This is a genomic window from Nocardia sp. NPDC005366, from assembly GCF_040606855.1.
Taxonomy (GTDB): domain Bacteria; phylum Actinomycetota; class Actinomycetes; order Mycobacteriales; family Mycobacteriaceae; genus Nocardia.
Genome location: NZ_JBEXFQ010000034.1, coordinates 1 through 23,007, shown reverse-complemented (window position 1 = coordinate 23,007; position 23,007 = coordinate 1). Strand labels below are relative to the sequence as shown.

The 23,007-nt window shown below is 68.5% G+C and carries 21 protein-coding genes; 8 read left to right on the top strand and 13 right to left on the bottom strand.

All coding sequences use genetic code 11. The features are described from left to right. Positions 1 to 177: 177 nt before the first annotated feature. The gene (locus ABZS43_RS29795) at positions 178 to 3,465 is read left to right on the top strand and encodes an arabinosyltransferase domain-containing protein (RefSeq protein WP_355039305.1); all 3,288 of its coding nucleotides are present in this window, start codon (positions 178 to 180) and stop codon (positions 3,463 to 3,465) included. Positions 3,466 to 3,481: 16 nt separating this feature from the next. Here the strand turns inward: ABZS43_RS29795 and ABZS43_RS29790 are convergent, their stop codons facing one another. Together ABZS43_RS29790 and rarD are read right to left on the bottom strand one after the other, a co-directional pair. Beyond that, complete coding sequence (locus ABZS43_RS29790) at positions 3,482 to 4,402, bottom strand: ADP-ribosylglycohydrolase family protein (RefSeq protein WP_355039304.1); 921 nt, start codon at positions 4,400 to 4,402, stop codon at positions 3,482 to 3,484. Between the two features lie 149 nt (positions 4,403 to 4,551). Then, complete coding sequence (gene rarD, locus ABZS43_RS29785; protein ID WP_355039303.1) at positions 4,552 to 5,475, bottom strand: EamA family transporter RarD; 924 nt, start codon at positions 5,473 to 5,475, stop codon at positions 4,552 to 4,554. A 125-nt stretch (positions 5,476 to 5,600) separates the two neighbouring features. Here rarD and ABZS43_RS29780 point away from each other — a divergent pair, with 125 nt between their 5' ends. The 3 genes from ABZS43_RS29780 to ABZS43_RS29770 all read left to right on the top strand — a co-directional run bounded on the left by ABZS43_RS29780 (position 5,601) and on the right by ABZS43_RS29770 (position 9,213). Further along, positions 5,601 to 5,828 carry a hypothetical protein gene (locus ABZS43_RS29780; RefSeq protein WP_355039302.1) on the top strand — a complete coding sequence of 76 codons (228 nt, stop codon included), beginning with the start codon at positions 5,601 to 5,603 and terminating at the stop codon, positions 5,826 to 5,828. A gap of 24 nt (positions 5,829 to 5,852) precedes the next feature. Further along, positions 5,853 to 8,273: an HAD-IC family P-type ATPase gene (locus tag ABZS43_RS29775; RefSeq protein WP_355039301.1), complete on the top strand. Its 2,421-nt coding sequence runs from the start codon at positions 5,853 to 5,855 to the stop codon at positions 8,271 to 8,273. A 121-nt stretch (positions 8,274 to 8,394) separates the two neighbouring features. Continuing rightward, a complete protein-coding gene (locus ABZS43_RS29770) occupies positions 8,395 to 9,213 on the top strand; it encodes a PhzF family phenazine biosynthesis isomerase (RefSeq protein WP_355039300.1) in 819 nt (272 codons plus the stop codon). Here the strand turns inward: ABZS43_RS29770 and ABZS43_RS29765 are convergent. Genes ABZS43_RS29765 through lspA form a run of 3 tightly spaced genes read right to left on the bottom strand, consistent with a single transcriptional unit; the run spans position 9,180 to position 11,639 of the window. Continuing rightward, complete coding sequence (locus ABZS43_RS29765; protein ID WP_355039299.1) at positions 9,180 to 9,950, bottom strand: hypothetical protein; 771 nt, start codon at positions 9,948 to 9,950, stop codon at positions 9,180 to 9,182. The two genes, ABZS43_RS29770 and ABZS43_RS29765, sit on opposite strands and share 34 nt — an antisense overlap. Continuing rightward, positions 9,943 to 10,851, bottom strand: a complete 909-nt coding sequence (locus ABZS43_RS29760; protein WP_355039350.1) for an RluA family pseudouridine synthase — start codon at positions 10,849 to 10,851, stop codon at positions 9,943 to 9,945. The genes ABZS43_RS29765 and ABZS43_RS29760 overlap by 8 nt, the downstream gene beginning before the upstream one ends. Before the next feature lie 14 nt (positions 10,852 to 10,865). After that, complete coding sequence (gene lspA / locus ABZS43_RS29755) at positions 10,866 to 11,639, bottom strand: signal peptidase II (RefSeq protein WP_355039298.1); 774 nt, start codon at positions 11,637 to 11,639, stop codon at positions 10,866 to 10,868. Between the two features lie 117 nt (positions 11,640 to 11,756). On the opposite strand from lspA, the gene ABZS43_RS29750 reads away from it, so the two are divergent. From ABZS43_RS29750 to ABZS43_RS29740, 3 genes are all read left to right on the top strand, one after another. After that, a complete protein-coding gene (locus ABZS43_RS29750; protein WP_355039297.1) occupies positions 11,757 to 12,704 on the top strand; it encodes a hypothetical protein in 948 nt (315 codons plus the stop codon). Then, complete coding sequence (locus ABZS43_RS29745) at positions 12,692 to 13,411, top strand: hypothetical protein (RefSeq protein ID WP_355039296.1); 720 nt, start codon at positions 12,692 to 12,694, stop codon at positions 13,409 to 13,411. Before ABZS43_RS29750 ends, ABZS43_RS29745 begins: the two co-directional genes overlap by 13 nt. Before the next feature lie 105 nt (positions 13,412 to 13,516). Then, on the top strand, positions 13,517 to 13,984 hold the full coding sequence (locus tag ABZS43_RS29740) for a VOC family protein (RefSeq protein ID WP_355039295.1): 468 nt from the start codon (positions 13,517 to 13,519) through the stop codon (positions 13,982 to 13,984). 72 nt (positions 13,985 to 14,056) lie between these two features. Here ABZS43_RS29740 and ABZS43_RS29735 read toward each other — a convergent pair whose 3' ends face one another. Genes ABZS43_RS29735 through ABZS43_RS29725 form a run of 3 tightly spaced genes read right to left on the bottom strand, consistent with a single transcriptional unit; the run spans position 14,057 to position 15,798 of the window. Beyond that, positions 14,057 to 14,557, bottom strand: a complete 501-nt coding sequence (locus ABZS43_RS29735) for a Rieske (2Fe-2S) protein (RefSeq protein WP_355039294.1) — start codon at positions 14,555 to 14,557, stop codon at positions 14,057 to 14,059. Positions 14,558 to 14,570: 13 nt separating this feature from the next. Continuing rightward, positions 14,571 to 15,149: a DUF6529 family protein gene (locus ABZS43_RS29730; protein ID WP_355039293.1), complete on the bottom strand. Its 579-nt coding sequence runs from the start codon at positions 15,147 to 15,149 to the stop codon at positions 14,571 to 14,573. After that, positions 15,139 to 15,798, bottom strand: coding sequence for a hypothetical protein (locus ABZS43_RS29725; protein ID WP_355039292.1), 660 nt, complete (start codon positions 15,796 to 15,798; stop codon positions 15,139 to 15,141). The genes ABZS43_RS29730 and ABZS43_RS29725 overlap by 11 nt, the downstream gene beginning before the upstream one ends. A 250-nt stretch (positions 15,799 to 16,048) precedes the next feature. Between ABZS43_RS29725 and ABZS43_RS29720 the strand changes: the two genes are divergently transcribed. Further along, positions 16,049 to 16,822 (top strand): maleylpyruvate isomerase family mycothiol-dependent enzyme, encoded by a 774-nt coding sequence (locus ABZS43_RS29720; RefSeq protein WP_355039291.1) that lies wholly within the window; start codon positions 16,049 to 16,051, stop codon positions 16,820 to 16,822. A 13-nt stretch (positions 16,823 to 16,835) separates the two neighbouring features. On the opposite strand, the gene ABZS43_RS29715 is transcribed toward ABZS43_RS29720, so the two are convergent. From ABZS43_RS29715 to ABZS43_RS29695, 5 genes are all read right to left on the bottom strand, one after another. Beyond that, entirely contained in the window at positions 16,836 to 17,738 is a 903-nt protein-coding gene (locus ABZS43_RS29715; RefSeq protein ID WP_355039290.1) for a dienelactone hydrolase family protein, read from the bottom strand. A 208-nt stretch (positions 17,739 to 17,946) separates the two neighbouring features. Next, positions 17,947 to 18,129 carry a hypothetical protein gene (locus ABZS43_RS29710; protein WP_355039289.1) on the bottom strand — a complete coding sequence of 61 codons (183 nt, stop codon included), beginning with the start codon at positions 18,127 to 18,129 and terminating at the stop codon, positions 17,947 to 17,949. 6 nt (positions 18,130 to 18,135) lie between these two features. Further along, a complete protein-coding gene (locus ABZS43_RS29705) occupies positions 18,136 to 20,229 on the bottom strand; it encodes a CocE/NonD family hydrolase (protein WP_355039288.1) in 2,094 nt (697 codons plus the stop codon). A 147-nt stretch (positions 20,230 to 20,376) separates the two neighbouring features. After that, positions 20,377 to 21,960 (bottom strand): serine hydrolase, encoded by a 1,584-nt coding sequence (locus ABZS43_RS29700; protein ID WP_355039287.1) that lies wholly within the window; start codon positions 21,958 to 21,960, stop codon positions 20,377 to 20,379. A gap of 321 nt (positions 21,961 to 22,281) precedes the next feature. After that, positions 22,282 to 23,007: AMP-binding protein (locus tag ABZS43_RS29695; RefSeq protein ID WP_355039286.1), on the bottom strand; the 726-nt coding region annotated here is incomplete at its 5' end.

Sequence of the window (23,007 nt, the reverse complement as noted above, 5' to 3'; positions counted from 1 at the left end):
ATCGGATCCGGAGGGCGCCCGGTCTCGCGGCCGGGCGCACTCCGGTGAATTCCGATCGGCACGTCCCCCGGTAGTCGGCGAAAAGCGCAGGCCAGGCGGCCTCGATCGGGATGAGTGCGACTGTGCGTCACCGGCAACGGTTTTCGTTCTCAGGTTTGATGGTTACCATCACCCCCCGTGGCTGACACGATGGTGTGGGCGGAGCCGTCCGTCCAGGGATACGAACCGGGGACGGCACCGCGCGACGCGCGCGGGGGCTGGGCTCGTCCTGTCGCCTTGATCGCGGCTCTGATCGGCGCGCTGTGCGCGATCGCGGTGCCGCTGCTCCCGATTCGGGTGGACGCGGTGACGCTGTCCTGGCCGCAGGCGGGTTCGGCGCGCAGTATCGAGGCGCCGCTGATCGCCTACGCGCCGTCCGTCTTCGACGCGACGGTGCCGTGTGCGGCGATCGACCAGCTCGCGGCGGACGGCGGGGTGCTCGCGGCGACCGGCCCTACCGGTGCGCCGGACCTGGCCGAATACGGATTCATCGCCCAGGTGCAGGCTCCGACCGCCGAGACTCCCGCCCGGTTGGATGTGGTGTTGCGCAATCAGGCGCTGTTCACCGTTCCCCTCGATCGACTCGGCGACGGTTGTGTGCTGAGGGTGCACGCCGACCACTCCGCGGCGACCGCGACGCTCACCGGATCAGGCACGGCTCCCGTCACCCTGACCGGGGATTTCCGGCCGCAGATGGTCGGTATCTTCAGTGATCTCGCGGTCGCCGACGGCACGAGCGTCACCGCCGAACTCGATACCAGATTCTCCTCGTCGCCGACGCCGCTCAAACGCGCGACGATCTGGCTCGCGGTCGTGGCGACCGCGGTGTCGTTGATCGCGCTGGCGCGGCTCGACCGGCAGGACGGCAGGCGCCTCGCATGGCGTCGGCGGTCTTTCTCGATTCGGCGGCCCTTCTCGATTCGGCGGCAGTTCTCGATCATCGACGCCGTGGTGCTGACGACGCTGGTGGTCTGGCATTTCATCGGCTCGACGACTTCCGACGACGGTTACCAGCTCGGTATGGCCCGGGCTTCGGGAGCTTCGGGCTATATGGCGAACTACTTCGCGTATTTCGGCGTTCCCGAGAACCCGGTCGGCACGCCGTACTACGACCTGATCCGGGTCATGGCGCAGATATCGACGGCAAGCCCGTGGGTGCGCCTGCCCGCGCTGCTGTGCGGGGTGTCCCTGTGGCTGCTGCTCAGCCGCGTGGTGGTGCCCCGGCTCGGGATCGCGGTGCGCCACAGCGCGATCGCGATGTGGACCGGTGCGTTCGGCTTCCTCACCGTGTGGATGGCCTACGACAACGGGTTGCGCCCCGAACCGCCGGTGGCGCTCGGGCTGCTGCTGACCTGGTGCGCGGTCGAGCGTGCGATCGCGACGAGGCGGGTGCTGCCTGCCGCGGTGGCGATCCTGGTCGCGGCCTTCACCGTGACGGCGGGACCGTCCGGCGTCATCTGTGTCGCGGCGCTGCTCGCCGGTCTGCGGCCGGTGGCGCGGATCGTCATCGATCGCGTCGGCCCGGCGCGGAGCAGGACGCAGTGGCTGTTCGGCTTCGTCGCGCTGCTGGCCCCACTGGTCGCGGCCGGTGTGCTCGTACTGGCGATCGCGTTCGCCGATCAGCCGTTGGCCGCGGCAATGGAGATGCAGCGCGTGCATCACGTGATCGGACCGGATGTGCCGTGGTACCAGGAGTATCTGCGCTATCAGTACCTGTTCCAGGGCGAGACGGACGGCTCGGTGGGCAGGCGGATCGGTATTTTCGCGATGCTCGCCGGGATCATCGTCTGCGTGGTGATGCTGCTGCGTAAGGGCGGCCGGATTCCGCTCACCGCGGCCGGTCCGTCGCGGCGGATACTCGGCACCACCGTCGGCGCATTGGCGCTCATCATGGTCACACCCACCAAATGGACCCATCATTTCGGTGTTTTCGCCGGTGTGGCGGGTGCGGTCGCGGTACTGACCGCGATGGCGGTCGGTCCACGGGTGCTGCGCACCCCGCGCAATCGCGCGCTGTTCGCCGCGGTGGTCGCCTTTCTGCTCGCCCTGGTGTTCTCCGGTCCCAATGAATGGTGGTACGTGTCCTCCTACGGCATGCCGTGGTGGGACAAGCCGCCGGTGCTGGCCGGGGTGGCACTGAACCAGCTGTTCCTCGTGCTGGCGCTCGCGCTGCTCGCGGTGGCCGCCTGGTGGCAGGTGCTCGCGCCGGAACCGGGTACGCCGCATCGGGTTTCGCGTTTCGCCTGGCGGATCTCGCTGCTGCCGCCGCTGACCATCGCGCTGGCCCTGCTGGTGGTGTGGGATCTGGGGTCCTTCGCGAAGGCGGCCATCGCCCAGGGGCCTGCCTTCTCGCTCGCTCGCTCGAATGTCGACGCCGTCACCGGAGACCCGTCCGGACTGGCCGGGCATGTCCTGGTCGAGGCGGACCCGAACGCCGGAATGCTGCGACCGCTCACCGGCGACGCGTTCAGCACGCTGTCGGGCACCGGAACCGGCTTCACCCCTGGCGGTGTCGCGAACGATCTGCGGCCCGACGACGAGGCGACCGAATCGGTCGGCAGTATCGCCGATGCGTTGAACAGCAACAACACCCAGTCCGGCGCGGAAACCGGAACCGCGAACGCCGACTTGCCGTTCGGGCTCGACCCGGCCACCACCCCGGTACTCGGCAGTTACCGATCCGGCGACGCCGGTCCCGCGGAACTGACCACCGGCTGGTACCGGCTGCCCGCGCCGGACCGGCGTGCGGGGATCGTCGCGTTGAGCGCCGCAGGCCGGATCCGGTCGGTGGACGCGGACGGTATCGTCACCCCCGGTCAGACCCTCGAGATCGAGTACGGCACCACCGATTCCGATTCCACCGCGCGAGCGGTGGGCAGGGTGGCGCCGATCGATATCGGTCCCGCGCCGTCGTGGCGCAATCTGCGAGTGCCGTTCACCGAGATACCGTCGGAGGCCGACGTGATCCGCGTCGTCGCCGTCGACCGGGATCGCAACCCGCAGCAGTGGCTGGCGCTGACCCCGCCGCGCGTGCCGAGTACGACGACCCTGCGCGATCTGGTCGGCTCCCGGGTGCCCGTACTCACCGACTGGATGGTCGGACTCCAGTTCCCCGGCCAGCGCCCCTACGACCACCGTGACGGTATCGCCGAAATACCCGCCTACCGCATCCTTCCCGATCGCCCCGGCGCCGAGATCACCACCCTGTGGCAGAGCCACGACAAGGGCGGTCCGCTCGGCTGGTCCGGCATGCTGTTGCGCGCGCAGACCCTGGCCACCTACCTGAATCACGACTGGCGCCGGGACTGGGGCGAATTGCAGCAGTTGACCCGCATCGATCCACGGGCCGAACCCGCCCGTCCGGCGATCACCCGGCGGGATCATTCCGGACTGTGGTCGCCCGGCGAACTCAGTACGGCGTGGTAGCGACGCTCCCGCGGAATCAGTTGTGCGCGGCGGCGATACGGGTGGCGAGGGCGACGAGGTCTTCGCCGGTGAGGCCCGGGTAGCCGTGCAGCAGGGTCCGCCAGCGCGCCGGAACGGCCGAGGCGCCCCAGCGCGCACCGAGTAGCGCGCCGGCGATGGCGGCGGTGGTGTCGGTGTCGCCGCCCGCCCGCACACACAGTTCCAAGGCCAGGGGCAGGTGGGCGGGCCCCGAGGCGTCGGCGGTGGTGATCGCCCACCACGCGGTCTGGAGGGCGTGCACGACCCAGCCGTTGTGCGAGAAATCGCTCGGCGCTCCGGTTTCCGCGGCGTCGAGCACGCGGTTCCAGTAGTCCGCGCTGGGCGAGGCGGCGACGAAGGATCGGACTCCGTCGAAATCTCCGGCGAGTACCGCGTGCCGGATGGCGTAGGTCCAGATCTTGCAGGCTTCGATCGCCCGCTGATCGTGGTGGGTGAGGGACCCGACGACGCCCGCCATGCGCATGCACTCCTCGGCATCGGAGAGATAGGCGAGGGCGACCGGCGCGGTGCGCATGAGGGATCCGTTTCCGCCCGTGCGCCCTTCGACGGCCATCGCCTGTATCCGCATCTCGCGCGCGGACTTCGGGCGGACGGCGAGCACCCGTGCGGTCTGGACGCCGATATCGGGCGGATCGAAATCGAACCAGCGCACGAATCCGGCGGCCACCGCGTCGATATCGATACCGGGACCGGGTTCGGCTGCCTGGGCTATGGCGATCGCCATCGAGGTGTCGTCGGTCCACTCGCCGGGCGCCCAGCGGCACATCCCGCCGCCGATCATGCCGATCTCGCTTTCGGCATCCGGATAGGTGAATTCGTATCCTGCCCCCAGCGCGTCACCCGCAGCGGTCCCGAGCAACGCTCCGGCCGCTCTGTCGCATTGCTCGTCGTCCACCATGATCCAACCCCTCGGTACCGCGTCGATCGGAGAATGTACCGGAGGTCGCGCGCTCGGCTCCCCGTCGCGATGTGACGGGAAACGGGCCGAGGCTCTGTGCCGATGGGACGAATAATGCTCTGAACGGCCCCGATTCGATGATTTCGGCTTCAGCGGGCTTGTGCCGGGCCTTCTTCGGTGACGGGTGCGGCGAAGCGCCGGGTGCGGCGGGTGCGTACCAGGGCGTCGGCGGTGAATATCGCCAGCGCGGCCCAGATCAGGGCGAAACCAGCCCAACGTGAGGCGGGCATGGGTTCGTGAACGACCGCGACGCCCCACGCCATCTGCAGTGCCGGTGTCAGATATTGCAGCAGTCCCATCGTCGACAGCGGAACCCGTTGTGCGGCGATGGCGAACAGCAGCAGCGGAACCAACGTCACCGGGCCGGTCGAGACCATCAGCGCGGCGTTCGCGGGGCCGGAACCGAATGCGCTGCGGCCCGTCAACGCCAGTACCAGGATGAATCCGAGCGCGAAAGGCGCGGCTACCATCCCCTCGGCGGCGATGCCGCGCACGGCGTCGAGCCGGATCACCTTTTTCACCAGTCCGTAGGTGGCGAAGGAGCACGCGAGGACCAGCGCGATGACCGGGGGCCTGCCGTAATCGAGGGTCAACACCGCCACCGCGATCGCGCCGAGTCCGAGCGCGGCCCACTGCGCCCTGGCCAGCCGCTCCCGGAAGATCGCCACCCCGAACGCCACGGTTACCAGCGGATTGATGAAATACCCGAGCGCGCATTCCACGACGTGGCCGGAGATCACCCCGAAGACGTAGGTGCCCCAGTTGATGGACAGGGCGGCCGAGGCCACCGCCGCCATCCGCCAGGTTCTGGCGTCTATGCCGCGCATCTCGCGCAGCCGCCCGGTGAGGGCGAGCACGACCAACACCAGCAGCAGTGTCCAGACGATTCGCTGGGCCACGACCTCGGCAGGTCCGGCGAAGGCGAGCAGACCGAAGAACGCGGGAAACAGCCCCCAGATCAGAAATGCGCTCGTTCCGAACGCGACACCTGGGACCGCCGTGATTCGCCGCACTCGTCCGAGGCTACTTCGCCGTCCGGGTTCGGCTCGAACCGATCGGTATGGACCGGCGCGCGTCGGCAGGGTGGCGGGTATGCGGGTCGGCACCGCACGATCGCGCGGCGGCACAGCAGGCCCGCGTGGATCGCGTCGCCGCGGTGGGCGAACCGTGGCTCAGTTTCTTCACCGCCGACGAAATCCGCGACAGGATGCTGTCCTTCGGTCACCGGTCGATCGAAGACCGTTCCGCGACACAGCTGTTGGCCGACTACGGTGTCCGGACGCGCGGAGGCCACGGATTGGGGACCGCACATCATCCGCGCGAGCACGGTGTCTCGGGTGGGCGACTCGCCGTGATGTCACGGTAGGGCAGGGTCGCTAGGCTGGCAGCCATGTCGATAACCGTTCAGGCGTCGGATGCGACCGGACTCACGGCGACGGAGGTCGAGCAGCGTCGTCGAGACGGACGTACCAACGATGTGCCGGATCGGGCCAGCCGATCGGTTCGCGACATCATCCGGGCCAATGTCTTCACCCGGATCAATGCCATCCTCGGCGTGCTGTTCATCCTGGTCATGGCTACCGGATCGGTGATCGACGGCATGTTCGGCCTGCTGATCATCGCCAACAGCGCGGTCGGCATCATCCAGGAGGTCCGCGCCAAGCGGACGCTGGACCAGCTCGCGATCGTCAGCCAGGCCAAACCGATCGTGCGCAGAGACGGAAAATCCGCCCAGATCGCGCCACACGACGTGGTGCTGGACGACCTGATCGAACTCGGTCCCGGCGACCAGATCGTCGTCGACGGCGTGACCGAGGAGTCCGCGCTGCTCGAGGTGGACGAATCGCTGCTCACCGGCGAGGCGGATCCGGTCGACAAGCCGGTCGGCAGCAAGGTCATGTCGGGCAGTTACGTGGTCTCCGGCAGCGGCGCCTACCGCGCGACCAAGGTCGGGCGCGATGCCTATGCCGCCAAGCTGGCCGAAGAGGCGAGCAAATTCACGCTGGTGAAATCGGAGCTGCGCAGCGGCATCGACACCATTCTCAAGGTCATCACCTATCTGCTGATTCCGGCGGGCCTGCTGAGCATCTACAACCAGCTCGTCTCCAGCGGGCAGAGTTGGCGACCCGCCGTGACCGGCATGGTCGCGGCACTGGTGCCGATGGTTCCCGAGGGGCTCGTGCTGATGACCTCGGTGGCCTTCGCCGTCGGCGTGGTGCGGCTCGGACGCCGTCGATGCCTGGTGCAGGAATTGCCCGCGATCGAGGGCCTGGCCCGCGTCGACGTGGTCTGCGCGGACAAGACCGGCACGCTCACCGAGAACGGGATGCGGTTGTCGGAGATCAAGGCGCTCGACGGCTTCGACGACGAGCAGGTGCGACGGGCGGCGAGCGCGCTGGCCGCCGACGATCCGCGTCCGAACGCCAGTGTGCAGGCCATCGGGGAAGGTCTCGGCGAAGGCCCGGGCTGGCAGAGTACGGCGATCGCGCCGTTCTCCTCGGCCAAGAAATGGAGCGGCATCTCCTACGGGGAGCACGGTGACTGGTTGCTCGGCGCGCCAGATGTGCTGCTCGACCCGTCCTCCGAGGACGCGCGCGTCGCGGAGGAACTGGGTTCGTCCGGGCTGCGCATCCTGCTGCTCGCCCGCAGCGATCGCTCCGTCGACGCGGCGGACGCGCCGGGGACCGTGCGGCCCGCGGCATTGATCGTGCTGGAGCAGAGAATTCGTCCCGACGCCAGAGCGACCCTCGAATACTTCGCCGATCAGAATGTCTCGATCAAGGTGATCTCCGGCGACAACGCCGTCTCCGTCGGCGCGGTGGCGACCTCGCTGGAACTGCCCGGGGGCGATCACGCGGTCGACGCCCGCGAATTACCCGATGACCCTGCGCAACTCGCCGATGTGTTGGAGCGCGAGACCACCTTCGGCCGGGTGCGCCCCGACCAGAAGCGCGCCATGGTCGCCGCGCTGCAATCGCGTGGCCATACCGTCGCCATGACCGGTGACGGCGTGAACGATGTACTGGCGCTGAAGGATTCCGATATCGGCGTGGCGATGGGCGCGGGCAGTCCGGCCACCCGCGCGGTGGCTCAGATCGTCTTGCTCGACAACAAATTCGCGACGCTGCCCTATGTGGTCGGCGAGGGCCGCCGGGTGATCGGCAATATCGAGCGGGTCTCGAATCTGTTCCTCACCAAGACCGTGTACTCGGTGCTGCTGGCCTTCCTCGTCGGTATCGCCGGTGTCGGCTCGCAGATCTTCGACTACGACCCGATCGGATATCCGTTCCTGCCGAGACATGTCACGATCGCTGCCTGGTTCACCATCGGCATCCCGGCCTTCATCCTGTCGCTCGCCCCGAACAACGAAAGGGCCCGCACCGGATTCGTCGGGCGCGTCATGCGATTGGCCATACCCTCGGGCGTGGTGATCGGAATAGCGACCTTCGTGTCCTATCTGATCGCCTACGCGGGAGCGGACGCGACCGAGGAGCAGAAGGTGCAGGCTGGCACGACCGCCCTCATCACGCTGATCATGATCGCGGTCTGGGTGCTCGCCATCGTGGCGCGGCCCTACGTGTGGTGGAAGGTCGTCCTCCTCGCGACGTCGATCCTCGCCTACATCGTCTTGTTCACGGTGCCCTTCACCCGGGAATTCTTCAAACTCGATCCCTCCGATATCCGGCTCACCACCGCCGCCTTCATCTGCGGCGGCATCGGCATCGTCCTGGTCGAGGCGGCCTGGTGGTTCGGCGCGATCAACGGGGAGCAGCGCAGGCTCATTCCGGCCTCGCCCGGCGGCAGCGCCTGAGTCGCGGCTGCCGGGGAACCGGCGTCGGGATCGGTCCTCACGTCAACTGGACGCCCGACCCGCCGCGCCGCGAGAAGCCTTGTGCGAAGCGGTCATTCGGCGTTGGAGTACCTTCTCCGATATGGAGGTTCTGCTGCACCGGATCGACGCGTTCGCCGACGCACCGTTCTCGGGTAACCCGGCCGCGGTCATGCCGCTGCGTGCGTGGCTGCCGGACGAGTTGCTGCGCAGTCTGGCCGAGGCGAACAGTCTCGCCGAAACCGCCTTCTACACCTCGCGCTTACCCCCGGAGGCGGGGGTGCCGCCCGAAGACCGGCCGGTCTTCCACCTGCGCTTGTTCACCTCGGCCGCCGAGATCGATATGTGCGGCCACGCCACCCTGGCCGCCGCGGCGCAGATACTGGAGGACGCCCATCCCGGCGCCGATATGGTGAGTTTCTTCACCAGGGGCGGCTGGGTGCACGTCGATCGCACCGATGACGACGAATACGTCCTCGATCTGCCCGCGGTCGATTCCGTGGAGATCGAGCCGCCGCCCGCACTCGTCGCGGCGCTGGGGGTGAACCCGGTCCGCGCCTTCTCCGGGGCCGACGAGGTGATCGTCGTCGCCTCGGAAGCCGAAGTCCGCCGCGCCCGCCCGATGATCGCCGCGTTCCCGCCGCTGCGCCGCGCCGCCGTTCTCACCGCCCGCGGTGACGAGGTCGATATCGTCTCACGCGTCTTCGCGCCCGGCCTCGGCGTGCCGGAGGACCCCGTCACCGGTTCCGCGCACGCCCAGCTGGTTCCCCTGTGGGCCGGGCAGATCGGGCGCACCGACCTGTTGGCCCGACAGCTGTCCCGGCGCGGCGGCGCATTGCGTTGTCAACTCGTCGGGGACCGGGTGCTGCTACTCGGGCGGTGCCGCCGCTATCTCGACGGGGTGGTGACGCTGCCGGACTGAGGATCGGATCGCGTCGCGGCGAGATCGCGTCGTGCCGGGATCAGCGGCGAGACCGCGAACTGTCCCGCGACCGCGTCGGCGGGCAGCGCCTCGACGGCGCGGACCCCGTCGGCGGCGGCGAGTTCCCGCAGCCGGGGCAGCGGACCCCGGACGACCAGTCCCACCGTGCAGGCGCAACCGGCGCGCAAACCCCGCGCCGACTCGGTGACCACGTCGCGGTAGCGCGCGTCCACCGCGGCGGGGTCGGTCTGTTCGAGCACGGCGAGCAACTGCCACGCCGCCGCGTCGGCGGACGCGACGGCCACACCATCGCCCGCCGGGACCTGCACGGCGACGAGCGGGGGCTGCGCGTCGGCGATCGGTACCCGATGCAGCACCTGCGCGATCCGCAGTCCGCCGCTGTGCGCCGGAATCTGTTCGGGCCGTATCTCTTCGGTGAACGACACCAGCGCCCATCGCTCGCCGTCCTCGGCGCCTGCGAGCGAATCGCGCGCCCGTGTCAGATAGTCCGGCACCGGCTGTCCGCGTTCCGGCCCCAGTCGGTCGGTCGAGATACCGAGCGGCCGAGGCGGATTCAGCTCCCCGAGCACCGTCATGAACGCCACTGCGGCGATCACCCCGACGACGATCAGCGCGGCCCGCACGGCGGCAGGCCGACTGGCGCCGGAAGGACCCTCCAGCGCGGCGAGCGCCGCCGCGCGGGCCGCCTCGCGTTCGGAAGCGGACAGGTCAGGCATCGCGCAGGACGCTCAGCGCGTTCTTCAGATCGTCGGGGTACTCGCTGGTGATCTCGAGATAGCGGCCATCGGCGGGATGGTGGAAGCCGAGAGTGTGGGCGTGCAGCCATTGGCGTTGCAGCCCGAGGCGTTCGGCCAGGCGCGGGTCGGCGCCGTAGGTGAGATCACCGCAGCACGGGTGGCGGATCGCGGAGAAGTGCACGCGGATCTGGTGGGTGCGACCGGTTTCCAGATGGATATCGAGCAGGCTCGCGGCCTGGAACGCCTCGATGGTGTCGTAGTGGGTGATGCTGGGGCGGCCGTCCGCGGTGACGGCGAATTTCCAGTCGTTGCCGCGCGCCCGGCCGATCGGGGCGTCGATGGTGCCGCTGCTCGGATCCGGATGTCCTTGCACCAGTGCGTGATAGCGCTTGTCGACGGTCCGCTGTTTGAACGCGCGCTTGAGCACCGTGTAGGCGTGCTCGGACTGCGCGACCACCATCACCCCGGAGGTGCCGACGTCCAGCCGGTGCACGATGCCCTGCCGTTCGTGCGCGCCCGAGGTGGAGATGCGATATCCCGCCGCCGCGAGACCGCCGACCACGGTGGGGCCCGACCAGCCGACACCGGTATGCGCGGCGACGCCGACCGGCTTGTCGACCGCGACGATATCGTCGTCGGCGTAGAGAATTCTCATCCCCTCCACCGGTTCGGCCTCGATGGTCAATTCGCGCTTGGGTTCGGGGAATTCGACTTCGAGCCACGCGCCCGCGACCAGCCGATCGGATTTGCCCGCGGGCACGCCGTCCAACTGCACCGACCCGTCGGAAGTCAACTGCGCGACCGCGGTGCGCGAAAGACCGAGCAGCCGCGACAGTCCCGCGTCCACCCGCATGCCGTCGAGTCCGTCCGGCACCGGCATGGTTCTGGTTTCCCTCACGCGGCGTTCTCCTGTCCGGCACTCTCGGTGCCGCTCGCGCCGGCGGAGCCGTCGGTGGTCGGAGGCCGATCGGCCTCGTCGGTCGTCATCGTGCCCGCGGCCGGATTCGTCTCGTCGGCCTTCTCGGTGCTCGTGCCACCGCCGGAATCGCGCCCCGTCCTCGTGCCGTCCGGCTCGAATCCGAAGACGGTCAGCGTCACCAGCAGGATAGCGCCGCAGACGATGGCCGAATCCGCCACGTTGAATACCGGCCACCAGCCGATGGCGACGAAGTCGACCACATGTCCTTGTAGCGGTCCCGGCGCGCGGAACAGCCGGTCGGTCAGATTCCCGAGCGCGCCGCCGAGCACCATACCGAGCCCGATCGCCCACCACGGCGAGCGCAGGGTGCGGCCGATCCGGATCACGCCGATCACCACGGCGGCGGCGACCAGGGTCAGCAGCCAGGTCATGCCGGTCGCCATGGAGAACGCCGCGCCCGGGTTGCGCACCAGGGTGAACCGGGCGAAATCGCCGATGATCGAGACCGGGTCACCCGGGGTGAGATGGGCGACCACGAGCGTTTTGGTCAGCAGATCGAGGCCGTACAGCACGACGGCGATGAGCAGAAGGGTTGTCAGCCGTCGCGGTCGCTCGGCCGCCGCCGGGGCCGTCGCCTCGGCATCGGCGGCCGGTTCTTCCGTCGGTGGTACCGCGTCGTCGGGTGGCGGCGCCGCGCGGTCTGCGGCGTTGTCCTCGGTCGGCCGGTCGTCACTCACGACGTTCATCATCTCTCGAGCGCGCGGACGCACGCGCCGCGCCTCCGGTCCGAGGAGTTCGCGACGGTGTCCGGACCGGTATCCGGATGTCCCAGCTGACACTCAGGAAGCGGTCGTACTCTGTGCCTTGTGACGGTGTTGTCTTCCCCCCACGTACCCCGCATCGCGCGCTCGGGCGTTCTGCTCGTGATGCTCGCGGTCGGGCTCTCGGCGTTCGGCGTCGGCTGCGGCGACGATTCCGACGCGGTGGTCGCCACCGACGGCACCGAACCACTCGGCATCGGCAAGGAAGTGACCGTGCCCATCTCGGCCTCGGCCGCGACCGTGGTGTCGCCGGGGGCCGAACCCCGTGCGGTGTTGCGTCCCAACTATGTCGCGGGCACCACCCAGCAGGTGACGTTGCGCACCGACCATCGGATCGAACAGCAGATCAACGATCAACCGGTGCGCGATTTCTCGACCCCCGCGCTGACCATCCCGCTGATCGCGCAGGCGGGCTCCGACGGGGTCGACCTGACGATCGGCGCGGTGACAAGCCCCGATCCGACGCTGAGCAAGGCGCTCACCGCGGTGGGCGGAACCCACGCCGGATTCGACTTCAGCGACGACGGCGCCATCACCGCCCTGCGGCTCGCGCCGTCGCCCGATACCTCCAACGCCGCGCGCGCGGCGTTGGAACAGGCCTTCTACCAAGCGGTCTACCGCTCGATCATGTTCCCCGACGAGCCGGTCGGCGAGGGCGCGATCTGGACCGTGCACCAGGAGGTGGACGGTGGCGTCACCCTCGATCAGGTGACGACCGCGACCTTGACCGGTGTCGACGGCAACCGGCTCACCATCGATCTGCACGTGGTGCAGAAGCCGAGGGCACAGGTGTGGGCATTGCCCAATGACGCGGGCATCCTCGATATCGCGGATTACACGATGGAGGGCACGGGCACCATCACGGTGGATCTCGGCCTGCCGCTTCCGGTGTCGGGTTCCATCACGGTCGGCGGTCACCAGGCCTACCGTGACCCGCGCAGCGCGAGCGATCTGCAGCAGACGATCACCACGCAGGTCTCGTGGACCGAGTGAGCCGGGGTGGCGTGGTCCTGCTGGCCGCCGTGAGTGCCGCACTGCTGGCCGGTTGCGGATCGGATTCGACGAACGACGACGGTCGTGCGCTGCCCGAACTGGGTCCGGTCGTCGCCGCCGCACCCGTGAGCGGGCCTCCCCTCACCGACGCGGCGGTACTGGGGCGGCAGCTGCTCGGCCCCGAGGATCTGCCGCAGGGGATGGAGCAGGTGCCGCAATCGAATCTCGACTCCACCGGCGCGCAGTCGCGGACGAATCCCGCCGAATGCGCACAGGTGCTGCGACCGTTGGCGCGACAACGTCCGGACGCGCTGACCAGAAATGCCGTCGGATTCAACGGCCCGAACTTCTCCAGTATCGATATCGACGCCGCGACCTTTTCGAACGACACACTCGCGGGCGCGTTCGAGGCGGTGCAGCAGACGCTGCGCAAGTGTAGGAGCTATTCCGAAACCGATGCCGACGACGCGGTCGTCGAATACAGGTTGGGTGGTCTGGCGCAACCGGTCGCGGGCGACGCCTCGACCTCGTTCCAGTTACGACTGACCAGCGAGGGTTTCACGCTCGTCTCGTTGGTGACGGTGGTCCAGGTCGGCAATACGCTGACCCAGGTATCGGTGACCGCGCCGGAGTCGGTGGATCCCGGTGTCCTCACCGATCTCACCGCCGCCCAGGTCCGCAGCCTGAAAGGCGTCGCGGGACCGTAGCGGATATCGATAATTCCTCGAAACATTCGGTCGAACACGCATTGATCGGTGAAATCCGGGAATAGGCTCGCACCTACCGACAATCGCCGCGATCGGAGGTCCTCCATGCCCGATGTCAAATCAGTTCCCGATGGATACCCGGTGGTCTCGCCCGGGCTGGCGGTCGACGGAGCCGCCGCCGCCATCGATTTCTACAAAACTGTATTCGGCGCCGTGGAGCGTATGCGAATGCCACGTCCCGACGGCAAGATCGCCCATTGCGAGTTGATGCTGGGTAGTTCGATCATCATGCTCGGCGATCCCGCCCCCGACATGGATTTCCTCGACCCGAGGACGGTCGGCGGCACCCCGGTGAACCTCTATGTCTACGTGGAGGACGCCGACGCGGCCTTCGCCGCCGCCCTGGCCGGGGGCGGCAGGGAGTTGACTCCCATGGCGAATCAGTTCTACGGCGATCGCAGCGGCGGTTTCGAGGATCCGTGGGGGCACCGCTGGACGGTCGCCACCCACGTCGAGGACGTATCTCCCGACGAGATGGACCGCCGGATGGCCGAGGTGTTCGGCGACGCCTGATCCCGTCGATGGATACGGCGAGCGCGTGTCGCGCCCGCCGTACGTCTTCTCGTGTGCCCGGTCGGGATCGGCTCAGCCGCTGACCACCGAATCGCCGTCGACGCGGACATTCTTCGTGGCGAGCGGGCGTTTCGCGGGTCCGGCGACCACCGAGCCGTCCAGGCCGAATTTGCTGCCGTGGCACAGGCAGTTGACGGTGCCGTCCGATATCTCGGACACCTTGCATCCCGCGTGCGTGCAGGTGCTGTCCAGGCCGACGAAGGTGCCCGCGCTCGGCTGGGTCACCACCGTATTGCCGACGATCACGCCACCGCCCACCGGGATATCGGCGGTTTTGGCCAGGGCGTTCGGGGCGCTGCCCGGTTGCCCGGCGCTGCCCGGTTGCCCGGCGCTGCCCGGTTGCCCGGCGCTGCCCGGTTGCCCGGCGGGGGCCGGGGAGGGGGAAGCCGCCGGAGTCGCGTCGGAATCCTTGCCGTAGGTCGAGCAGGCGGTGAGCGCGGCGGCTGTCGCGAGTATCCCCGCGCCCGCGACGACGGCGCGGCGATCGAGTTCGTTGTTGGTCACGTTGTTCATTGTGGAGCTCCGTTCAGAAGATGAGGCCGTTGTTCTGGAAGAACCACAGCGCCGAGGTGAGCCAGATACCGATCAGTCCGGTGAGGACCAGCCCACCCGCGACGGGGAGCGCCCACCCGGGCAGACCCTTGCGCGTGAGCAGCAGCATCTTGGTGACGAAGGCGCCGTAGAAGAAGCAGCCGAGCAGCGAGTGCCACAGCACGCGGGGCTCGTAATCCTGAAATCCCAACGCGTACAGGCAGTGCACCGCGACGGGAACACTCGCCACGACGGCGAGTCGTCCGGACCAGACGTGTGCGGGGCCGATCCACCGGGGCGCGGCCACCCCGGGGATCTTGCCGTACATGGCCAGGGCCGAACCGAATTGGAAGACCGCGAGCGCCGCGGCCAGGGTGGCGAGCCAGGATTTCACCGCGACCGGGCTGGAGAATCCCGCCACATTGATCGAGAAGAATCGTGGATCGTGCGCTTTCGCGTATACGCCGAGCGATATCGCGACGGCGGCCCCGATCAGCACGGCGCCGGTGATGGCGAGAGCGGGTGCCGCGGAACGGATTCCGCCACCGGTCGGTGTGGTGTTGTCAGCCGACATCATCGCCACCGCTCACTTTGTTCGCCGTGATCTTCTTGCCGCCGACGAGCGCCGTCGCGTCGGGAGCGAGAGCGGGGGCGGGCGAGGTGGCGCCGTCGGCGGCGCGCTGCACGCCGGTGACGGCACCGGCGGAGTTCACGATCCAACTCTGCCGTGCTCCGTTATCGGTGTAGATGTAGAGGCCCGCGGGCGGGGTCACCGGTGCGGCGGTGAAATCCCACTGCTTACCCGCGACGGTGATCCGTCCCCCGACTCCGGGGCCGCTCGACGCACCGTCGAGTGTCGCGTCGTTCTTCCCGGTGAGCTGGAGACGGCCGTTCACCGCGCTGCCGCGCAGCCAGGATTCGATCGACGCGCCGTCGCACAGGTAGGCGATGGCCTTCTCGCCCTCGACGGTGATTTCGAGGGTGAGCGCGCCGCCGGTGGCCGGTGTGATCGTGCCGACGTAATCCGCGTTCGCGGGGAATGGCGCGGGTGCGGCACTCGTCGGCGTCGCCGCGGTTGTGGTCGCTGCGGTTGTGGTCGCCGCTGTCGTGGCTGTCGTCTGCGCGGCGGTCGGTGTCGATTCCTTGGACATATTGACGGTCAGCAGGATGAGGCCGAGGACGGCGACCACCGCAAGGGTGAGCCAGGGCCCGAGACGTTTCATTGGATCTCCTCGATGGCAGGCCGCTTCGGTACACGGCCGCGCGATCCCGGACTCGACGCTGGCCGGTATCGCTGTTCAGACTGTCAACGGGGCAGCGCATCGGGAGGTTCAATCCGGCATTCCGATATTCGCCGTTCGGCGTGTCGCCGCATCGCGCACGGTGTTTCGCGGGTCGCCGTCGATCGGGAGTACGTGGCAGGGACCGAATGCCACCGTGCCGACGGGAATGGGCGCGGATAGTCTCGGTCGGGTGACACCCTCCATCACGGTTGACTACCGTGCGGCGTTGACCGCCGAAACCGACGCACTCGCCGACCTCATGCGGACCGCCGATCCGGCGACGCCGATCCCGGCCTGTCCCGGCTGGTCGCTGGCCAACCTGATGACCCACGTCGGGCGCGGCCATCGCTGGGCCGCCGCCATGATCACCGAGCGGGCCACCGAGCGACTCGACTTCCGCGCGGTTCCCGAGGGCGCGATGCCAAAGGATCCCGACGCCGCCGCGCGGTGGTTGCGCGACAGTGCCCGGCTGGTGCTGGACGCCGTCGACGCCACCGGATCCGAGGTGCGGGTGTGGGCACTGTTCGGCCCGCCGTGCCCCGCCGAATGGTGGATCCGTCGCCGCCTGCACGAGGCCACGGTGCACCGTGCCGATGTCCTGCTCGCACTCGATCGGGAGGTGACCATGAGCGCCGATCTCGCCGCCGACGGCATCTCCGAATGGCTGGGTCTGCTCGACACCGCGCTGCGCGGCAGTCCGGTTGCCGCCCTGCCCGACGGCGTCACCATGCACCTGCACGCCACCGATCCCGGCCTCGATTCCGCCGGTGAGTGGACCATTCGCGGGACGGGTTCGGGTATCGAATGGGATCACGGCCATGCCAAGGGGACCGTCGCCGTGCGCGGCGCCGCCGTCGCGCTGCTCCTTGCGATACTGCGGCGCATCCCGGCGGACCACCCGGGTCTCGAAATCCACGGTGACGCCGCCGTTTTCAGCCGGTGGCTCGATAACACCCCGTTCTGATCGCGCCGCGAGATCAGCCGAGACGGGTTCCGTACCATTCGGTGACCTGACGCCACGCTTCGGCGGCGGCGACAGGCTGGTAGCGGGTTCCGGTGTCGTTGAAGAAGGCGTGGTTGGCGTCGGGAGCGGTGAAGATCCGGTAGGTCAGGCCCGCGCGTCGCAGTGCCGCCTCCGCGGCGGGGCGTGAGGCGTTGACCCGGTTGTCCTGTGCCGCGTAGATCCCCAGCACCGCGGCCTTCGTGCCGGAGAGATCACCGTTGTCGGGGAAGGGACCGTAGAACGGTGTGGCCGCGGCCAATCCGGGTGTCCCCGTGGCGAGCAAAAGCCAGGTGAGTCCGCCGCCGAAGCAGAATCCGGTGGCGCCCAGTTTCTTTCCCGGCGCACGCAGGGAGAGCTCGTCGAGTCCGGCGCGCAGATCGGCAAGCAGACGATCCTGTGGCGTCGCGGTCAATGCGGCGGTGGCCTCGGCGGGATCGGGGAAAGCGCCGGTGCCGCCCCGGTCGGAGAGCAGGTCGACGGCCAGCGCGCTGTACCCCGCGCCCGCGAATCGGCCCGCTACCGAACGGATGTGATCGGTGAGGCCGCGATTCTCGTGGATGACGAGCACCGCGCCCCTCGGCTCGGCCGCCGCCGCCCACGCGCCCCGCAATGTCCTGCCGTCCTGACCCGGATAGGTGATCGGTGTCGTCGGCACCGCCGCGGCGCTGCCGGGTGGCGCCCCGGCTGTCGTCGTCGCGGTGACGGGAACGGGGGTGGGGGTTTGCTCACCTGAGCCGCACGCGGCCAGCAGCGCGGTGGCGGCGCCCGCCCCGAGGCCGAGCAGGCCGAGGCGGCGTAGTGCCTCCCGGCGTGCCAGGAATCCCTCGGCGTGGTCCGTGGCGATCTCTTCGGCGACATAACGCTGCAGTGGCTCCACAGCCCCTCACGGTAGGCCATGTCCCGGCCCCGGTGAGGCATCCGCGTCGCGGTGTGCCGCGATCCGCGCGCAAACACATCGGTGCGTTACCCGGCGCAGCGCAACGCCTCGGTCCAGCGTAATCCGGGTCAGCGCCCGACTGTTTCGCGCCCGACTGTTTCGCGCCCGACTGTTTCGATAGCCCGCCCCCCGGCGGCGCGAACGGGTGTCAGCGCCGACGGCCCATTCTGATCACCACTTCGAACAGCACGAGGACAGCGACCGCCGCGGAAGCCACCGCGACGCCGGAATGGTCGTCGGCGCGCCCGTAGTGCACGGCGCAGACGGTGATCAGCACCGCGACAGCGACAATCATGGCGCGCTTCCCGCCGTCGGGATGACCGACTGCCATCTGGCGCTACAGCGGGCGATCGGTCGGAATATTGAGGAAACTCGGCGCATCCGGGTCGAGCAGCAGATGTTGGGGTTTCAGCTCGGAGGCGTTGAGCAGGGGACGGAAGGGCAATGCCTTCGGCGCGTTCGCGGCGAAGATGTCGACGCGCAGGCGGTGGCCCGGTCGCAGCACCGCCTGGGTGGGGATGACGGCGATATCCAGGGCGACGGGGCGGCCGGGGACGACGGGTTCGTGGCTGTCGGCGGTGATCGGGTTGTACGGCGCGGTGAAATCGCCGTTGGCGGAGCGGGTGCTCCTGGCTTCGTCGACGGCGCGCAGCGAGGCGGTCAGCTGGCCGGTGGTCAGCACGGTGGACGCGCCGTCGGGGGCGACATCGTTCACGGTCACGCTCCAGTACCCGTCGGTGGTGTCGTGGACGGTCAGGAGGTGGGCGTTGATCGGTCCCGAGATCACCGTCGCGGCGTCGACCGGTGCGCTGGTGAAGGTGAGTGCATTGGTCTCGGCGACGCGCGAATCCTTGGCGCAGAGGTCCAGAACCGACCCCATGCCCGCCGAACCCTGGGCCGCGTCGCGCGAACACGCGTTGGACAGGCCGGGTGCGACAGTGAGAGTTTCGGTGACACTCGGAGCAGCCGCGCCGAGAGATCCGTCGTGCAGGCTGGTCTCGACGATGCCGCTGGCGGTGGGGGACAGGTAGACGCGCCGATGGGTCACGCCCGGCTGCGGGAATCCGGGCAGCGTGACCCAGCCGCCGCCCTGTTCCCATACGACGACAGGCCCGAATTCGTCGATGCCGTTGTCGATGCCCTTGAGCCAGTAGTCCAGCCACGCCCGCTGCAGGACGTCCAGCCGCGGCGGCGCGCCGGGAACGCCGGTCCCCGCGCCGGGATTGGCGTGGTAGGTATCGCCGACGACGAGCTTCTTCATCGAAGCGCCCGCCGGTGTGCGGGCGGAGGTGGGCCGCGGGGCCGCGGTAGCGTCCGCGCCGCCCGGTTCCCGCGCGGGGGCAGGCTCGGCGGCGAGCGGAATCGCGTTGTAGATCTTGGTCGCGCTGTTGGCGAAGATGTCGTGCCAGCCGCCGTAGACGAAGGTGGGCACCGTGATTCGCTCCGGATGCCCGAGAATGCCCTGCCGGAACGCGCTCGATTCGTCCAGTGCCGACTCCAGCGCGGGCGGCAATTCGTCCATGGCCGGTGTCGTCAGCGCCTGCACGAGCAGGTCGTAGTTGGTCAGCGGGTCGGACACGCGTTCCTGGAGCCACGCCCAGTCGAAGGTGCCGCGCAACATCGAGGACACGTCGGGAATCATCTTGGCCTGGTTGACCGAATTCAGCCACATCGGCAGGAAGGTGGTGCCGATGCCACCGCCGGGGGCCACCACGTCGCGCATGAGATCGCTGCCGGGTTCGACGGGGAAGATGGTCTTGAGGGGTGCGGGCGCGTTCTCGGCCGCGCGGAGCTGATTGATGCCCGCGTACGATCCGCCGGTCATGCCGACGCTCCCGTCGGACCAGGTCTGGCGCGCCGCCCACTCGATCACCTCGCGGGTGTCGAGTTGTTCGCGCGCGCCGAGGGTATCCCACGAGCCCTGTGAGAATCCGGTGCCGCGCACATCGGCGACGACGAGTGTGTAGCCGCTGCGCACCAGTTTCCTGTCGACGCCGAGCACGGTCTGCACGGTGCCGCCGTCGAGGCCGTGCAGCAGGTCGCCGAAGCCGCTGATCGGGGTGCCGGACAGATTGAACCGATTCGCCAGATCCACGGTCAGCGATTGCAGCCCCGGCAGCGCCATGGCCGAGTCGATGAGATTGGTCATCAGTTTGGTGTAGGGCGTCATGGTGACGAGCGTTGGCATCGGCGAGTCCGGGGCCTTGCCGGAGGCGTCGACCGGCCGGTACACATTGGCCTCGAGCACGACCCCGTCGCTCATGGTGATCGGCACATCCGATTCGATGCGCACGTCGGCATAGGGCTGCGGCCCGTCGTGCAGTGCGGTCCATTCTGCTACCGAGGCAGCCAGATCCGGCGCGGAAGTATGTGTCACGCCGACCGACAGTCCGGTGGCGACGACCACCGCGACCACCGCCCCCAGCACCATCCGAAAACCTTTGCCCGAACCACACTTCGGAGCCACTCGAGTCCTCCACCTCGCCTACTGCCGGTCCCTGGACACCAGTGACCATAGCAATCGGCTACCGATAAATAGGGGAACCGAACGTGCTCGCGCCGCTGACAGCGCCATCACTCAGCGGCGGAAGACGCCGAGTCCGTCGTCGTCGAAATATTCGAGGGTCAGGGTGTCACCCGCGAAACTCGCCCGGGAGATGGTTCCCGGCGGGGCGTTCTCGTCGAGGAGTTCGAAGGTGAAGGTATCGGCGTCCCAGTGTCTCAACGGATAGGTCCGACCCGCGGGTCCGATCGTCAGTGTCAGCGCGCCGCCGGTTTCGGTGATCGCGGCCGGTCCCCAGTAGTCGTTGGCGTAGCTACCGACGTAGGAACTCAGCGGCCGGGCGGGTGCTGGATTCGCGGGCGACGGCTTTCCGGCCAACTCCCCTTCGGGGCTGCTCATCCCGGCGAAGGCGTTCTTGTACAGCCGACGCCAGTCCTGCGTGACCTTGCCGTACTGAAGGATGTCGGAGAATTCGGCCGTCAGCGTTTCGGGCACGCCGATGGGCGCGGCGTTGGTCAGTGCCACGATCGCCACGTCGGCGGACGGGATGACCAGGAAATTCGTCGCCGCGCCGAGGGAGAAGGCGCCCGAATGGCTGTAGGTGACGCGACCGGCCGACGTCGTCGAGACGTTGTAGCCGAATCCGTAGAACCCCGCCCGCGCGTCGGGGGCGCTCGCCGGGGCGGAGATCATCTGCGGGGTGATCGCGGGAAGTAGCGCTGCCTTCGGCGCGATCTTCGTGCCGCCGAATTCGCCCTCGCCCAGGAGCATGGCGAGCCATCGGGTCATATCCCGCACCGAGGAACTGACCCCGCCCGCGGGTGATTGCGCATCGGGATCGCGCACGGCTCGCGCGACCCATCGTCCGTCGACCGACATATGTCCGACGGCCCGGTTCGGTCGCGCCTGGAAATCATCGAAACGTGAACTGGTGGCGGTCATGCCGAGCGGTGCGTACAGGGTGTCGTTCGACAGTCGCTCCCAGTCCGTGCCCGCCGCCTGCGCGACCGCCTCGGCGGCGGCCGTGACACCGAAATTGGTGTACTGGTAGGTGATCCGGAAAGGGTCGAGCGGTTCCAGGCGCAATCTCTGCAGCACCTGCCTGCGGTCGAAGCCCATATCCTCGAGCCGATCGCCCGCGTGGTCGGGCAGCCCGCTGCGATGGGAGAACATATCGCCGATGGTGACATCGGCCGTGACATACGGATCGCCGAGCGCGAACCACGGCAACTTCGAGACGATGGGTGTCTCCCATTCCACCGACCCGGTCCCCACCTGGTGCGCGATCACCGTGGCCGCCAGGGATTTCGACACCGAGGCCAGCTGGAATACGGTGTCGGCGTCGACACGTTCGTCGCGCCCTGCCTCGCGCACGCCGAAACCCTTGCTGTACACGGTCTTCCCGCCGTGGACGACGGCCACCGCCATACCGGGAATTCCGGACTCCGACATCAACGAGTCGATCAGCCCGTCCAGTTCACCCACCGCAACTTCGACGGCGTTCTCGGGTAGGGCCAGCCCGACCACCTGGTTGGGCGGGAGTTCGCGCGCCGTCGCGGTGGTGGTGGCCGACTCGTCGGTATCCGACGAAGCGCAGCTCACCACCAGTGCGACGACCGAAATTGCGGCTACACCGAATAGACGTGCACGACGCGTCATGGGGCAACGGTAATCCGCGCCGCCCGGCGATGGCGGGAATTCGAGACCGCTTCGCCTCCGTCGGCAATCGTGTCGTTACATTCATGCGTCCGAGGAAGTCCACCGTGCGACCTCCCGCGTCCCGGGGGCGGTCAGGTGCGAAGGGCGCGGTCGGCGGTGGCGAGCTCTGCCGAAAACGAAGGAGATCACCGGCTTGACCAGCAATCGGGTGACGACGGCCGCGCCGAAGGGGTAGTCGCACCTCGGCCTCGGTGGTCCAGACGACAGAGGTGGCGCCGGGTAGACCCGGCCCCCTCATCGAAGCCGGGTCCGCCGAACGGGTCAGCCTCGGGCGATCGCCTGGAATACGGTGGGGTCGACGAGGGTGGAGGTGTCGCCGAGTTCGCGGCCTTCGGCGATGTCGCGGAGGAGTCGTCGCATGATTTTGCCGCTGCGGGTTTTGGGTAGTTCGGGGACGATGTGGATTTCGCGGGGTCGGGCGATGGGGCTGATTTGGTGGGCGACTTCGGTTTTGAGTTCGTTGATGAGGGTTTGGCCGGTGTTGGTGGTGTGGGTGGTGAGGATGACGAAGGCGACGATGCCTTGGCCGGTGGTGGGGTCGGTGGCGCCGACGACGGCGGCTTCGGCGACGCCGGAGTGTCCGACGAGGGCTGATTCGACTTCGGCGGTGGAGATGCGGTGTCCGGAGATGTTCATGACGTCGTCGACGCGGCCGAGGATCCAGAGGTCGCCGTCGGTGTCGAGTTTGGCGCCGTCTCCGGCGAAGTACCAGCCTTGTTCGGTGTAGCGGTTCCAGTAGGTGGCGCGGTAGCGGTCTGTGTCGCCCCAGATGCCGCGTAGCATCGCGGGCCAGGGTTGGTCCAGGACGAGGTAGCCGTTGGCTTCGGTTTCTCCGAGGTGTACGGGTGTGCCTTCTTCGTCGACGACTTGTGCGCTGATGCCGGGTAGTGGGGTCATGGCGGCGCCGGGTTTGGTGGTGGTGACTCCGGGGAGGGGGGAGATCATGATGGCGCCGGTTTCGGTTTGCCACCAGGTGTCGACGATGGG

What these genes read in the sequence shown, in the direction of transcription:
- ABZS43_RS29790 (WP_355039304.1), bottom strand. Translation starts at nt 4,402, where the DNA reads ATGGTGGACGACGAGCAATGCGACAGAGCGGCCGGAGCGTTGCTCGGG.
- ABZS43_RS29775 (WP_355039301.1), top strand. Translation starts at nt 5,853, where the DNA reads ATGTCGATAACCGTTCAGGCGTCGGATGCGACCGGACTCACGGCGACG.
- ABZS43_RS29770 (WP_355039300.1), top strand. Translation starts at nt 8,395, where the DNA reads ATGGAGGTTCTGCTGCACCGGATCGACGCGTTCGCCGACGCACCGTTC.
- ABZS43_RS29765 (WP_355039299.1), bottom strand. Translation starts at nt 9,950, where the DNA reads ATGCCTGACCTGTCCGCTTCCGAACGCGAGGCGGCCCGCGCGGCGGCG.
- ABZS43_RS29760 (WP_355039350.1), bottom strand. Translation starts at nt 10,851, where the DNA reads ATGCCGGTGCCGGACGGACTCGACGGCATGCGGGTGGACGCGGGACTG.
- lspA (WP_355039298.1), bottom strand. Translation starts at nt 11,639, where the DNA reads ATGATGAACGTCGTGAGTGACGACCGGCCGACCGAGGACAACGCCGCA.
- ABZS43_RS29740 (WP_355039295.1), top strand. Translation starts at nt 13,517, where the DNA reads ATGCCCGATGTCAAATCAGTTCCCGATGGATACCCGGTGGTCTCGCCC.
- ABZS43_RS29735 (WP_355039294.1), bottom strand. Translation starts at nt 14,557, where the DNA reads ATGAACAACGTGACCAACAACGAACTCGATCGCCGCGCCGTCGTCGCG.
- ABZS43_RS29730 (WP_355039293.1), bottom strand. Translation starts at nt 15,149, where the DNA reads ATGTCGGCTGACAACACCACACCGACCGGTGGCGGAATCCGTTCCGCG.
- ABZS43_RS29725 (WP_355039292.1), bottom strand. Translation starts at nt 15,798, where the DNA reads ATGAAACGTCTCGGGCCCTGGCTCACCCTTGCGGTGGTCGCCGTCCTC.
- ABZS43_RS29710 (WP_355039289.1), bottom strand. Translation starts at nt 18,129, where the DNA reads ATGGCAGTCGGTCATCCCGACGGCGGGAAGCGCGCCATGATTGTCGCT.
- ABZS43_RS29705 (WP_355039288.1), bottom strand. Translation starts at nt 20,229, where the DNA reads ATGGTGCTGGGGGCGGTGGTCGCGGTGGTCGTCGCCACCGGACTGTCG.
- ABZS43_RS29700 (WP_355039287.1), bottom strand. Translation starts at nt 21,960, where the DNA reads ATGACGCGTCGTGCACGTCTATTCGGTGTAGCCGCAATTTCGGTCGTC.